This window comes from Polyangium sp. y55x31 (assembly GCF_029946505.1).
Lineage (GTDB): Bacteria > Myxococcota_A > Polyangia > Polyangiales > Polyangiaceae > Polyangium.
This window is the reverse complement of the sequence record NZ_JARZHG010000011.1, coordinates 206,795-221,199: the sequence shown is the minus strand read 5'-3', so window position 1 is coordinate 221,199 and position 14,405 is coordinate 206,795. Positions and strand designations below refer to the sequence as shown.

General features: G+C 68.9%; 9 protein-coding genes. 2 read left to right on the top strand and 7 right to left on the bottom strand.

Going from position 1 to position 14,405, the window contains the following annotated elements:
* Positions 1 to 2 precede the first annotated feature (2 nt).
* The 7 genes from QHF84_RS21260 to QHF84_RS21230 form a co-directional block, all read right to left on the bottom strand.
* Complete coding sequence (locus QHF84_RS21260; protein ID WP_281315177.1) at positions 3 to 1,436, bottom strand: TolC family protein; 1,434 nt, start codon at positions 1,434 to 1,436, stop codon at positions 3 to 5.
* Entirely contained in the window at positions 1,424 to 3,442 is a 2,019-nt protein-coding gene (locus QHF84_RS21255) for a biotin/lipoyl-binding protein (RefSeq protein WP_281315176.1), read from the bottom strand. Before QHF84_RS21255 ends, QHF84_RS21260 begins: the two co-directional genes overlap by 13 nt.
* A 2-nt stretch (positions 3,443 to 3,444) precedes the next feature.
* Positions 3,445 to 4,128, bottom strand: coding sequence for a DUF4956 domain-containing protein (locus QHF84_RS21250; RefSeq protein WP_281315175.1), 684 nt, complete (start codon positions 4,126 to 4,128; stop codon positions 3,445 to 3,447).
* A 46-nt stretch (positions 4,129 to 4,174) separates the two neighbouring features.
* Entirely contained in the window at positions 4,175 to 5,827 is a 1,653-nt protein-coding gene (locus QHF84_RS21245) for a CotH kinase family protein (protein WP_281315174.1), read from the bottom strand.
* Between the two features lie 118 nt (positions 5,828 to 5,945).
* Positions 5,946 to 7,994, bottom strand: a complete 2,049-nt coding sequence (locus tag QHF84_RS21240) for a PEP/pyruvate-binding domain-containing protein (RefSeq protein ID WP_281315173.1) — start codon at positions 7,992 to 7,994, stop codon at positions 5,946 to 5,948.
* Positions 7,995 to 8,033: 39 nt separating this feature from the next.
* Entirely contained in the window at positions 8,034 to 9,029 is a 996-nt protein-coding gene (locus QHF84_RS21235; RefSeq protein WP_281315172.1) for a hypothetical protein, read from the bottom strand.
* Between the two features lie 71 nt (positions 9,030 to 9,100).
* Positions 9,101 to 10,075, bottom strand: coding sequence for a hypothetical protein (locus tag QHF84_RS21230; protein WP_281315171.1), 975 nt, complete (start codon positions 10,073 to 10,075; stop codon positions 9,101 to 9,103).
* Between the two features lie 556 nt (positions 10,076 to 10,631).
* Here QHF84_RS21230 and QHF84_RS21225 point away from each other — a divergent pair.
* Both QHF84_RS21225 and QHF84_RS21220 read left to right on the top strand, forming a co-directional pair.
* Positions 10,632 to 12,935, top strand: coding sequence for an ATP-binding protein (locus QHF84_RS21225; RefSeq protein WP_281315170.1), 2,304 nt, complete (start codon positions 10,632 to 10,634; stop codon positions 12,933 to 12,935).
* Complete coding sequence (locus QHF84_RS21220; RefSeq protein ID WP_281315169.1) at positions 12,935 to 14,401, top strand: ATP-binding protein; 1,467 nt, start codon at positions 12,935 to 12,937, stop codon at positions 14,399 to 14,401. Before QHF84_RS21225 ends, QHF84_RS21220 begins: the two co-directional genes overlap by 1 nt.
* Positions 14,402 to 14,405 lie beyond the last annotated feature (4 nt).

Genomic DNA, 14,405 nt, shown 5'->3' with positions numbered 1-14,405 from the left:
CGTTATCTGGCGCCGCGGGGGGCGGCGGCCGGGAGGCGGCCGCCGACGGCGCGCCGTAGCTCGGAGACGGCCGTGCGATAACGACGCACGAGGCCGAGGAGGCGGAGCTCGACTTTGACGCGTTGCGCGTCGACGGAGAGCGCCTCGACGACGTCGACGTTGCGGCCTTCGAGCGCTCGTTTCGACGCGGCCCCGGCCTGCGCGGCCGCGGGGAGGGCGCGGGAACGGAATTCGGTGACGAGCGCGCTCGCGGCCTCGACCTCGCGCAGGCGCGCGCGCACCTCGCGGGCGACGCCCTCGACCTCGGCGGCGAGGGCGCGCGCGGACGAGGTCTTCGCCGCGCCGGCGGCGGCCGTGCCCGCGCGATTCGTATCGAAGATCGGCAGCTCCACGCCGGCCTGGAACGTCCAGGCGAGGCCCGTCAGCGTGCCCGGCGTGGGCAGCGCGCCCGGCGTGAATTGATACCCGAGCTCGACGAACGAAAACCACGGAAACCGCCGCGCGCGCTCGGCGTACGCGCGGGCGTCTGCCGCGTCGATCCGCGCGGCTGCAATGGCGACCTCGGGCCTGCGCCGGAGCGCTTCTTCGACGAGGGCCTGCTCCGAAGGGAGATCCGGGGGAGGCCAGGCGAGCGGCGGCTCGCCGACGACCTCCACGGACGCCCCGGGTTCGAGGCCGATCCGATCGAGCAATTCGCCGAGCACCTCGCGCCGATGCGCCTGTTGCTCGGCCAGATCCGATTCAGCCTCGACCGCCGCGAGCTCGGCCATGGCCTCGTCGATCGACGTCGCTTCCGCGGCGGCGAGGCGGTTTTTCATTTGCGCCGCGAGGGCCCTGCGCGCCTCGGCGACCGCGCGCGCCGCCGCGATTTCGGCGTCGATCAGCGCGACGTCGTCGAAGAGCCAGCGGACATCGGCCTCGATTGTGATCGCCTCGGCGCGCGCCTCGGCCTGCGCCTCGGCCTGCGCGGCGCGGGCCTCCGCGACGTCCGCATCCACTTCGCCCGGTCGATCCGGCGAAAAACGAACCGCCGTGCGGATCTGCGGCTCGCCCTCGACGAATTGATTGAGTCGGATCTGCGAGATCCGAAGCTCCGGATTCTTGTGCTTGTTCGCCGCGGCGACGTCCGCCTCGGCCGTGGCCGCGCCCGCTTCGAGCGCCGAGAGCCGCGCGCTGTTTTTCTTGGCGAGGGTGACCGCGTCCTCGACGGTGAGCACACGCGGCGCCGCGTCGGGAGCGCTCGTCTGGCGCGGCTCCACTTCCCGGCGCGTGGATTCGTCGTGGCGGACCGAGAGTGATCCCCGGGGCCCGAGGCTCTCGCGATACAGGGCGATCGCGCGCTCGGAGCCCGACGTTTGCAGTGGAACGGAGCAACCTGCGAGAGCCGGGAGCAGCGCTGCCGAGAGCAGAACTGCAAACGTTTTCACCGTACCCACGGCACCTCCTCGAACGAAGGGGCGCCACTGCCCGTATCGAAGACGACCATGAGTTTGCCCGCGGAGAGCGACGACGCGATTCCTTCGGGCTTGAGCGCCCATTTCCGCACGAGCACCGGCGTGAGCGCGCCGGGGGCCGGGGCCTCGACACGCCAGAGCGCACCGGCGTCGCCGTCCGCGGTCGAGGGCGTCGACGAAATGGCGAGGCTGCCGTCGGGCAGAAACAGGAGATCGGAAATGCCGCCCGGCGTGGGTTTGCCCGCGACCTCCACGTCGACGCGGACGCGCGCCCAGAGCGAGGCGCCGGCGCTCGCCAGGGGCTTCGATGCGAAGAGCGCGCCCGGCGTGGCGACCTGCCAGATCATGGCATTGCCTTGCGCGTCGAGAGGAGCCTTGAGGCCGAAGTAAAGGGAGCCTCCTCGGAAGGCGAGCCCCTCGATGTCGAGCGCTCGTGTTCCATTCGGGAGCCCGAGCGCCGCGGCCTGCGCGGGGTCCGCGTCGAGCAGCTCTGCGAGATGGGCCTCGCCGTCGACGCGGAAGCCTCGTCCCTCCTTCCGGAGGCGCAAGAGTGCTGTCCGCGCGTGCTTCCGTTTTCCTCGCTTGCTGTAGCTCTGCGACGACAGGAGGTAGATCTCGCCCGCATCCCCGGCGGTGATTGCCTCGACGTCCGAAAGCTCGTCGATGCCGTCCACCTGCAAAGGCTCCGGCTCGATTGCGCCGTCCTTGGACATTCCAAAGACCCAGGGCGCGCCCTCCGCGTCCTCCCGGCCCGTATCGTCGCTGACGACGAGATAACGACCTTCGGCCTCACGGGACAGGATCCCGGAAGGCTCGAATCGCGTCCGTTTCGCCAGCGCGTCCGGAAGCTTCATGGGGAGCACGCTCGCCGGGAGGTTACTCGTCGGCGGAGGTGCCGGGGCCGCCGCCGGCGGCGCCGAGGACGGCTCGAATACGACATCGAAGGCCTGGCCCGCGATCACATCGAGGGGAGCGTCGAGCTCGACCGTGATTTCGCGGCCCCAGATGGGAACCTTGGGCGAGTGCCAGCAACGCGCCGGGAGCTCCGCCACGAGCGGACCGAGCGCGACGGTTTTTCCCCGCAGCGGGGCGGCCGCTTGCCCACGAATCCACAATTTCGCGCCGTCGCCCTCGCGCAGACCGAGGGAGACACGCTCCGGGACGCAGGTGACCACGCGCGCGCCCCCGCTCACGATGCTGAGCACGGGATCTCCGGCCACGGCGACCTCGCCGGGCTGCTTCAAGATCGTCGCCACGCGCCCGTGTCGCGTCGCGCGGAGCGCGTACCCTGCGCGCCTTTGCTTCAGCAATTCGATGGTTCGTTCTGCGAAACGCACGTCCGCGGCGAGCTTCTCCGCGGTCGCGGAGCCGTCCTGCTTGGCCGCCTTGCGCTTCGCCTCGGCCGTCTGGATCTGCTTCGCCAGAAGCTTCAAGGTCCGCGGCTTTTCCGCGGCGAGCGCCGCGGCCGCGGCGCGTTGCAGGTCGACCTTGGCGAGCTCCTCGAAGACCACCTGTCGGTCCTCCACGAGCTGCTTCACCCGCGCCATTTCGCCGTCCAGCACCTTCGCCTCGGCGGCCACCTGGAGGTGCTCCTCGCGTTGCTTTGCCGCCTCGCGCTCGAGGGACGCGAGGTCCGCGTCGAGCTTCTGCAACATCTCGGCTTCCGCGGCGCGCACGTCCGCCTCGAGCCGTGTCTTCTCCGCCTCCGCGACGGCGATCTCGGCGTCGATCGCGGACGTGTCGAGCTCCGCGACGATTTGCCCCGGCGTGACCTCGTCGCCGACACGCACGTGGACCGCCGCGACCTTGGCAATCTCGGTCGGCGCGATCGCCTCCGGCGTCGCCTCGGCGAACCCCACGACGTGCCCGCGCGCATCGCCGCCGAAGTGCAGCGCCGCCGCGGCGCCGAGCGTGCCCACGAGGCAAAGCCCGGGCGCGAAACGCTGGAGGTTCGCTTGCAATCGATAGAGGGTCTTCGTCGATTTCATGGCTACAGATCCAGCGTCGGCTCCTGCAGCAGCAAGGCGACGTCCTGCACCCCCGGAATGGCCTTCAGGTTCGAGACGAGCGTCGCGCGCAGATCCGGCGTGCGGACGCTGATCTGGTACGCATGCTCCATGATCGTCCCCTGCGCCGCCTCGCGCAGGGTGACGAGCGCGAAGGTCCTGCAATGCGCTCGCAGGATCTTCATGATGGCCTCCTCCGCCTCGGGCCCCGCAGGCGCTGCGAAGCGGAGGAGACCATCGGGCTGATGGCGCGCGCCATACCCGGTGAAATGAAGCAGCACGAATCCGATGGCGAAGATGATCGTGCCCAGGATCGCCGCGCCGTGCGCCTGGGCACCCGTCGCCATCCCCACGCCGAGGGCCGCGAAGATGAAGATGATATCGCGCGGATCACGCAACGACGTGCGGAACCGGACCGCCGAGAGCCCCCCCGCCATACCGATCCCCGCGGCGATGCTTTGGCCCACGGCGAGCATCAGCATGCACGTGATCACGCTGCCCATGGCCATTCCGTGCACCGTGGACCGCGAGTACGACAGGCCGCGGAAGGTCGCCATGTAAACGACCGCGATGGCCTGGCCCAGCCCGAAGGCGAGCAGGAGGGAGACGAGCGCCTTGCGCCATTCGAATGCATCCCCCTGGGTCAGCGGCTCGAGCCATTCCAGCATGCGATCGTTCCTCGTGGCAATCGTGGGCGGGAGGTCCTCTCGAAGATCACGGTCCGAGGTACGCGGCCACGTCCACCGGCCGCTCCTTCGCGTGGGCGATCACGCCGGCGAGGCCCTCGTCGAACGCGGCAGGCGACGCGAGGAACGTGTACCCCGGCTGCTCGCCCTCCGCGCCGACGACGTACGGCGCGATGAGGTCGTGAGCGGCCTTGAATCGCGTCTCCATGCTCGCGGCCTCGTAGTCCTTCTCCACAGCGAGCGCGACGTACCCGCGATACTTCTCGAGGTACACCGGGTCGTCGAGGAGGTAGCGGATGAGCGGCCATTGCTCGGTGATCTCGGCCATCGAGAGCGACATGGCCTGCCCGCCGAACCCTCCGCCCGACGCGGCGGGGAACGCGAAGCTGTGGTCCCAGGGGATCCACGTGAATTGCGCGTTCTTGTCCGGATCCGCGTACATGTAATAGTTGTGCGGCATGCGGCCGTACTGGTCCCAGTCCTCGATGACCGCGTTCAGCGCGAGCCAATGGAGGAACCCATCGACGTCGAGGCGGGCTTCGAGGCCGGCGCGCCATGCGGCGGCGTCGGTCTTGTCGGCGTGCAGCGCGTCGAAGAGCGCCTGCGCGTCCGAATAATCGGCCTCGTCCTCGTTGTTCTCTTTCCCGAGCGTGTCGGGGTCCCAGGTCTGCCACCGCGCGCCGTCGCCGTCGGGCTTGTACATGTTGCCTTTGTGGCCGCCGAAATGGGTATCCATGAACGATTCGTCCGAGGGCAGCTCGATCGCCGTGTACAGCCCGAAGTACGTCGGCCCCTCGCCGTGGTCGATGAACACGCGGTAAAACGCGGTCGCGGGCGCCGGGATCCCGGCGTTCACGAAGACCTCGGTGCCGATCTTGTCGCGCAGGAGCGACGAATCGCTCGCCGAGTTCGAGAAGCTCAGCGCGTCGAACCCGTAGAACCGCTGGTTCTTCGTCTCCGGGTACGTGTCCTCGTACTTGTCCCAGTTGAAGCGCAGCGGCAGCTTCCAGACGCCCTGCTGCCAGGTCATGGCCAGGCTCGAATTGCCCTTGAAGCGGATGCCGACGTGCTCCCAGCTCCGATCCTCGGTCTTGACGTCGCATTCGACGTAGATCGGCGTGCGGGGGAGTAGATCGACACCACCCCCGCCGCCCGGTCCGCCCGGTCCGCCGGGGCCGCCCGGGCCGCCTTCCGGGAAGCAAAGCAGGGTGCCCATGGCGTCCGTGCACGTCCCCTGCGATTCGACGCCATTGAGCGTCACCGTGCAAGCATCACCCGCCGCGAGGCCATTGCAAGCCTCGGCGAGCTCCGGCGGCAGTCCTCCGCCGCCGGGCCCGCCCGGCCCACCCGGGCCGCCCATGCCTTCGCCGAACGTACCGAGCATGTCGGTCATGTCGGCGACCATCGCCTGCCAGTCCTCCGGCGAAATGGTGATGTCGATGCGAGGAACCCGATCCTGCGGGAAGGCGGCCGCGTAATCGGGGTCCTCCGACCCGCCGCCGCCTTCGCCGCCTTCGCCGCCGTTTCCGCCGCCTCCCTCGCCGGCGCTGCCGCCCGATCCGCCGCTTCCGCCCGCGCCCGCGCCCGTCTCGGCGCTGGGATCGGACGAGCCGCAGCCCTCGACCGCCAGGGTCAAAAGCGCAGCGAACGGCAGCACACCATGCAGGAACCGCATTTTCATCAGTCACTCCCCAAGTTCAAGGTTCGAGTCGACTGTATGTCGGGACTGCGGCGCTGGTGTTACAGGATCGTGTGCGATTGTTAAGCAGGCGAATGTCGCGGCGTCGGGAACGTCGCGCTCACTCGTTCCCGCGGCCGGGGTAGGGGCGTGCTTGCTTGATGTAGAGCGTCGGCGTCTCGCCCGGGGCGGCCTCGTCGTCGAACTTGAATTCGATATCCATCGCGTACCAGCCCGTGTTCCCCGCGGCCGGCCCATACGCGGGGGAGAAGCGCGCATGGATGGCGTCGAGGGCCAGGCCGAGCTGATGGATCTGCGCCGTCGTGAGGACACGCTCGCCCTCCGGCAGCAAGCTCGAATGCGTGAGGTACGTGATCGGCTGGTTCGGCTGCGTGAAGTAGTAGAGGAACTGATCGCTGGTCACGCCGGGCGGCGGGGCCACGACCTCCACGTCGCCGCCGTATTGGACGTTCACGTAAAACGCCGGGTCGACCCCCGCCTCGTCGAACGGATTCGCCGTGACGGCCACGCCGTTCGCCTCCTCGTCCGGGAAGTTGTGGTGCACGAGCAGGGCCATGCCGATCGATTTGTGATCGATGCCGTAATAGCTGCGTTCCTCGAACGTGCGGAAGAGCCAGGCGCTCGCGTACGTCTCGCGGATGGCGTCGAGCACGTCCGGCCAGTCGGTCGGGTCTCCCGTATGCGATTCGTAGCAGCCGGCGCAGGGGAAGCCCTCGAGATCCTCGCTGTTCGTGCTCGTCCGGAAGCGCATCTTGTGCGTCCCGTATTCGGCCGCGATCTTCTCCTGGAGCAGCGTCTGGAACGCGGCGTCGATGGGAGCCTGCTCCATGGCCTTGCGCAGGTCCGCGAGCTTCTGATCACGCACGGCCGCGTCCGCCTGGAACGTGGGATCCGCGAGCAGCGCGTCAATCTGGTCGTAAAACCCGTTCTGCTTCATGAACTGGTCGTAGTAATGGACCGGGATCGCGAAGGCCTTCTGAATCGGCACGTTCTCGGTCCGCACGAGGATCGAGTAATGCGCGGCCTTTCCACCGAACGCGAGCACCGATTTCTTGATCGCGTCCCGCAGCGACCCGCCGGCCGGCGGCTCGGGCGTCACGTCCTCGAGGTCCCACAGCCCCGTGACCGAGAGATCCAGCGTCGGGAGCACGACGGGCTCGGGCTTGTGCGCGTCCCAGAAGGCCTGGGCCTCTTCGAGCGTCACCTCACGAACGCTCCACGTCGAGGCGCCGACCGTGAGCTCGACCAATTTGCCTTCGAGCCCCCGCAGCGTGGGGTTCGTCATGGCATGGCGGAGCCCCATGTTGGGCGTACCTCGGTTCTGCGAGAGCACATTCACGTGCGAGAGCGGCGTCTGGAACTCTTCCGTGACGAGGCCCTGGATCACGGAGATGTCGTTCGGCGCCTCGTCGAGCACCACGATGTCCTCGTGCGAGACGTACTCGGTATCGAGATCCGCGGCCTTCAGGAAGCGGAGCCGGCCCATGGCGGAGCCAAGCGAAAGCGGCTGGTAATCGATCGCCGCGTAGAGCTCGTCCGTGGTCATGACGGGGACGTCGTCGCCGAGTTTGTCCGCCTCCACCGCCACCGCGTCCGACGTGGGGTGGAAGTACAGGCTCCCGCCGAAGTAGGCCGATTTCGCGACCGTCTTGTAGAGCGTCGTGATCATGGCCGCCGAGGCGGTGTCGTACGGGGCGATCTCGAGGGCCCAGACCTTCGGGCCCTCGTAATAGGTCACCGCGCCGAGCAAGAAGCGGCGGTCGGGCGTGTAATACTCGGTCGCGTTGAAGCTCGACAGCTCGGGCACGAGCGGGAGGCCATTGCCCGAGAGGTGCTTCGACGCGAACTCGTAGTGGATCTTGTAGAGGACGCTGTTCTGGAAGTAGAGCGCATTTTCGTCGGCCTGATCCAGGACGACCTTGACCGAGCGCGCGCCCGGCAGATCGGCGCGGAGAGGCTCGGAGGCGAGCGCCTGGAAATCCCCGTTGCAGCCGATCACCTGCAAGAACTCCGGCGATTCGCTGCCGCTCGCGAGCTGGCATTCGAAAGCGGGGCCCGCGGGCGCGGCGGTGTCGCTGCACGCAAGCGGCAGCGCGGCGACGAACAAGACGAGACCCAGCGCCGTGGCGGCGCGTTTGTGCAAGGACATGATTTCCTCCCGAAGAAAGCCGAAGTCGAGCCGCGAGGATCAGGGGACGAGCGAGAAGCAATAGAAGCCGCCGTATCCGCCGCCGGAGCCCACAGTGACCGCGCCCGGCTGCGGCCCGCCCATTTCGATGAGGTTCACGCCCGGCGCGCAGCCGGACTCGTTGAGCGAGGACATCCAGTTCGCCATGCTGCCATCCCCGCCGCCCGGCCCCGGGCCACCGCCGCCGCCAAACCGCGGCCAAGAATGCCCCACGCGCGGCCGGCCCTCGCTCGCCAGGTCGCCGAGGTTGCTCGTCCAGTCCTTGCAGGTCGCGGTCGCGCTGTAGAGCGTGCCTTGCGCATTCGTCCCGGTGAGCATGTCGTGGTTGTCGACCTGCCCCTGATTCGGATCGGGCTGGTGATTCGGGACGCCGTCCTCGTTCGGGAAATCATTGACGATGGCCGCGTCGGCGCCCGCAGGGCGCTCGTTCAGGAGATCGGTCTTGTTCGCCGCGAGCAATCGGCCGAGCCGGTCGTACCAGGGGCCCTCGCCAATCCGATCCTTGGCGTCGACCTGCTGCCCGTCCTCGCCCGCGGTGGCGCTCAGGAAGGCGCGCCACGGCTTCTGTCCCGCGCCCGGCATGCTCTTTTCGGCGATCGTCGCGCAGATCTTGTCGGCGCCGCGGAGCCCGGCGCCGGCACCCGTCTCGCCGAAGCGGAGATCACCGCCGAAGCCCTCCGCATTGCCCGAGAGCTCCTGCAAGGCGCGCAGGCTCGTCACGAAAAAGCTGAACTTCTCCGTCGTGCCGCCGCCGCCGGCGCCCGCCTCGCCGCCGCTCCCGCCATTGCCTCCACCATTGCCGCCCACGCCTTCGCCGCCCGTCCCACCCGAGCCGGCCGAGCCGCCCGCGCCGCCGCTTCCACCCGACGCCGAGGACGCGCTGCTCCCCGAGCCGCCGTTCCCGAGGCCGAGATCCGCGTCGCTGCTGCCGCAACCCACGACAAACGAGAGCACCGCGCCGCCCAAGAGGGGCAGCGCCAATCGGTGTGCGTTCATGACAAGCTCCTTTCAAAGCTCGCTGGATTCGTTCCAGCTCAATCCTCGGATGCGCGGCACCCGGAGGAAATTCATTTGCAGGTGAGGTCGGCCTGGCAAATCTGACCATTCGGGCAATCCACGTCGCTCGTGCAAGACGTGAGCCCGGGGATCTGCACGGCCTCTTCGATCGTCGAGGTGACGACGAGGTCGACGCGGCCCTCTTTGATGGTCGTGGAGCCCGTCGATTTTCGAGCGACGACGATGGAAGGGTAGCCCGCCACGCCGAGGTCGAGGAGTTTCGTGAGGAGCGCGGCGGAGATCCCGAGCGATCCGGTGTCGTCGGCGTCGCACTCGATCATCCCCTTCGTGCCGCCGTGATGGCTGATGTCGAGTTTTACGTAAATGCGAGAGCTCCCGGCCTTCGTCGGCGGGGTCCACGCGAGCGAGACGGGTTTGCCGGATTCGAGCGTGAGCGTGTCGCTGGTGAGCGCGAGGGGGGCGATGCCCGCGGCTTCGAGCGTGAAGCCGCTATAATAATCGCCGGCCGCCTGGAACGAGATCACGTCTCCCTCGGCAAACGCGGGGTAGGGGAGCTTTACGTTTGCAGGCGGCTGATAGGCATTCACCACGGGATCCATGCTGAAGCCATCCTCGCCGGATTCCGTGTGCAGGCCCTTGACCGTCACCTTGCCGGCGCTGTGCGCGAGCGGATAATCCTGGCATTGATCATCCTCCACGCAGGCCGCGCTGCCGCCGCAAGGCGTATTGCAAAAAGGAACACGCGGCGTGGAGAGCTTGCAGGCGCCTTCTTTGGCGGCTTCCTCCCAGATGATCTGCGAGGGCGTAGGGCCGTCGTACACTTTCCCGAGCACGGCCGTGCTCCCCGGCGTCGCCGGCGTATTCTCGGACGCAGCGACCGGCGGGACGAGGCGCACCTGGAACGAGCCGGCGAGAATGGAAGAATCACCAGGCTCGGCGTCCGGCGGACTACCGCCTCCGCCACCATTGCCGCCAGCTCCCGAGGCGCTCCCGCCGTCGGAGGTGGAGCAAGCGAGGAGAGGCACACAAAAAAGCCCGGCCAAAACAGCGGCGGCGCGGCGCCTTCGAGGTTTCTTTCGAGGATCGCGTAACAAGCCAGGCACAAGCGTCGTCATGTGACGACAGTGCGCCAATCCGGTAAACGTGTTGTTGTGTTCCCGTTAGCGATTGTTAACCCCGCGCCGGCGCGCAGGGACGCGCGGGGCTTTGCCCCGCACCCCAGAAGGGGGCTGTCCGCCCCCTTCACCCCGGACCAGGCACGGCCTGGACCGAAGGCGGAAAAACCGCGCGATGCGCGGTTTTTCCGACGGGCCCGTGGCAAGACCATGACGGTGCGTTGCCCACGGGCGTCGGGCACGTTGCCTTTTGAACCGTCAGCGCCGCGGTCTTGACCTGGCCCGTTCGATGAACTGCGCATCGCGCAGTTCATCGACCCCGAGTCCAGCGCTTGCGCTGGTCCGGGTCCAGGGGCGGACAGCCCCTGGTCGGGGTCCGGGGTGAAACCCCGGCGCTCAACCGCGCATTCAGGAACCTCCTCAGTTGTCCTGGCCTGCGGCGCCCGCTTACCCTGGGCTGCTGCGCATGGACGAGACGAACTCCGAGGTCGAGGCCCTCCGCCGTGAGATCGAGCGCCTGAAGGAGTCCGAGCGCGCTGCTCAGAAGCTCCAGGTCGAGCTTGCGGGCAAGGTGCGCGCGCTCGAAACGTTTGCCCGGCGCGCCTCGCTCCTCGCCAAGGTCACGACTGCCATGGCGCGCGCCTCCACGGTGCAGGAGGTCGCCGATGCCGTCACCACGCATGGACACGAGCTCTTCGGCGCGAGCGCGTCGCTCCTGTTTTTGCTCGACGAAGACGACGGGCGCTGGCGCGCCCTCACGCTCACCTCTGCCACCGGCGCGCCCCCCGAGCACGCCGAGATCTACCAGCGTGTGCCGCTCGACCACGATCTCCCGCTGACGCACGCCGTGCGCAACGGCGAGGCCGTGTGGCTCGAAGGACACGAAGCCGTGCTCGCGGCCTTCCCCGCGGCCGCGTCCATGCGCCGCGGCAATCGCCCCCTCGAAGGCATCGTCGCGCTGCCCTTGCGCACCACGCACGCCGTCGTTGGCGGCCTCGCTTTCAGCTTCTTCCACGCCGTCCCGACCTTCGATTCCGTCACGCGCGACTTCTTCATGACCGTCTGCAACCAGTGCGGCCTTGCCGTCGAGCGTGCCTTCTCGTTCGAGGCCGAGCGACGCGCCCGCGAGGCGCAGCAAAAGCAGCAGGAGCGGCTCGCCGTGCTCGTACAGGCCTCCGAGCGGCTCGCGTCGTCGCTCGAATCGCGCCACGCCCTCGCCGCGCTCGTGAGGCTCGTGGTGCCGCGGCTCGCCGACTGGTGCGCCATCGACGAGCTCGCGCCTGATGGAACCATCCGCCGCCTCGCCGTCGAGCACCGCGATGCGCAAAAGGTCGCGCTCGCCCACGAACTCGTGAAGAAGTACCCGCCGAATCCGAACGCTGCGCATGGCGTGGCGAACGTGCTCCGCACGGGCAAACGCGAGTGGGTGCCCGAGATCCCCGACGCTCTCCTCGTCGAGACGACCGTCGCCGACGAACAGCTCGCCCTGGTGCGCTCGCTCGGGCTCACGTCGTATGCCGTCGTCCCCCTCGTGGCGCGTGGCCGTGTCCTCGGCGCCTTGACGCTCGCCGGCGAAGGGCAGCGACGCCTCGACGTCGACGACCTCGCCTTCGCCGAGGACCTCTCTCGTCGGGCCGCCCTCGCGCTCGACAACGCGCGCCTCTACGAGGCCGCCGAGGCGGCGTGGGCCGAGCTCCACGGGCTCTTCATGGAGGCGCCCGCGGGCATCTGCATCCTGCGCGGAAAGGAGCACCGGTTCGAGCTCGCGAACGCGCCTTACCTCGAGCTCGCCTCGCGCACGGACGTCGTCGGCAAGACCATACGCGAGGTCTTTCCGGAGCTCGAAAACCAGGGGATCTACGAGCTGCTCGACCGCGTCTACCACACGGGCACGACGTTCCGCGCCTCCGAGCTGCCTCTCCGGATCGACAACGGCGATGGCCCCGAGGAGCGGATTTACACCTTCGTCTACCAGGCGATCCGCGACGGCGGCACCATCTCGGGCATCGCCGTCTACGCGTTCGAGGTCACCGAGCCGGTGCGGGCGCGGCGGCGCGTCGAGGCGCTCGTCGAGTCGCTCGCGCAGACGAACCGCGAGCTCGATCAATTCGCGTACATCACGTCGCACGACCTCAAGGCCCCGCTCCGCGCGATCGGCAGCCTCGCCGAGTGGATCGAGGAGGACCTCGGGCCGGCGATGACCGAGGACGCCCGCAAGAAGATGGCCCTCTTGCGGGGCCGCGTGCGCCGCATGGAGGCGCTCATCCAGGGCATCCTCGACTTTTCGCGCGCGGGGCGCCTGTCCACGAGCCGCGAGACCGTCGACGTCGGGCGGCTCGTGACCGAGATCGTGGAGATGCTCGGCGTCCGGCCCCCGGCCGCCGTCGTGCTCGACGGCGACCTGCCGACGCTCGTCACCGAGCGGATCGCGCTCGAGCAGGTGTTCACGAACCTCCTCGGCAACGCGATCGAGCACGCGCGGCGGCCGGACGTGCGGGTGCACGTCGAGGCGCGCGACGCCGGAGAGACCTGGGAGTTTTTCGTGCGCGACGACGGCCCGGGGATCGCGCCCGAATTTCACGAACGTATCTGGGGGATTTTCCAGACGCTCGAGGCGCAGGACAAGGTCGAAAGCAAGGGCATTGGCCTTGCCATCGTGAAGAAGATCGTCGAAGGTCGAGGCGGGCGCGCGCGTGTCGAGTCGGCCCCGGGCCACGGCGCGTGTTTCTCCTTCACCTGGCCCAAGCGCGCCGACAGCCCGAACGCCTGATGGACCCTCGCGAGCTTTCCCTCCTCCTGGTCGACGACGACCTCGTCGATCGGATGGCCGTCGTCCGCGCGCTCGCCAAGGCCGATCCGGCGATCGAGGTGCGCGAGCTCGACGCGGCGGACGCGGCGCTGGAGGCGCTCCGGGGCGGGGGATTCGATTGCGTGGTCTCCGACCTGCACATGCCGGGGCGTGATGGCGCGTGGCTGCTCGCGGCGATCGAGCAGGAGGGGCTCGACGTCCCGCTCGTGGTGCTCACCGGCCAGGGCGACGAGCAGAGGGCCGTCGCCTTGATGAAGGCGGGCGCCGCCGATTACATGGTGAAGGGGTCGATCTCCGGGAGCCGGCTCGGGCACATGCTGCGGCACGCGGTGCGCGTGCATCGGGCCGAGCGGGAGGCGCGGCTCGCCCACGAGCGGCTCGCGCTCGCGCTCTCGGCGACGGGGCTCGGCATCTGGGAGTGGGATCCGCGGACGAACGAGCTGCGCTGCGACGACCGCAGCAAGGCGCTCTTTGGCCTGCCGGAGGGCGCGACGCTCGGCGCTCCGGAGGCAGAGAACGCGATCCACCCGGAGGACGCGGCGGGCTGGCGCTCCACCCTCGGGGCGGCGCTCGAGCCCGGCTCTGGGGGCCGCTACGAGGCCGAGCATCGCGTCATCGGCATTGCCGACCGGCACGTGCGCTGGCTCCGGGTGTCGGGGCAGGTGTTTTTTCAGGACGGGGCGCCGGTGCGGGTCGTGGGGGCGCTGCTCGACGTGACGGCGCGTCGCAATGAGGAGGAGCTCACGCGGCGGCGGCTCGAATTCGAGCAGCAGCTCATGGGCATCGTGAGCCACGACCTGCGCAATCCGATCGCGGCGATGGTGACGGGCACGGAGATCCTGCGGCGAGCGCTGCCGGAGGGTTCTCCCTTGATGAAGACGGCGGCGCGTATCGCGAGCAGCGGGGAGCGCGCGACGCGGCTCATTCGTGACTTGCTGGATTTCACGCAGGCGCGGACGGGGACGGGGATCCCGGTGGATCTCTGCGCGGCGGACATTCACGCGACGTGCAAGCAGGCGGTCGACGAGATCGCGCTGGCGCACCCGGGGCGGCAGATCGTGCATACCGCGGAGGGCGACGGGAGAGGGGTCTGGGACCCGGATCGCATTTCGCAGGTGGTGGACAACCTGACGCGTAATGCCGTGAGCTACAGCCCGCCGGACAGCGTGGTGACGGTGCGGAGCCGGGACCTCGGAGCGCGGGTGCGGGTCGAGGTGCACAACGAGGGGACGCCCATTGCCGCGGACGTGATGCCGACCTTGTTCGAGCCGTACAAGCGGGGGGATCACAAGCAGGATCCCGACCGGAGCATCGGGCTCGGGCTCTTCATCGTGAAGGAGATCGTGAGCGCGCACCGGGGCGAGGTGACGGTGCGGTCGACGGCGGCGGAAGGGACGACGTTTCAGGTGGACCTGCCGAAAGGGTAGGGCG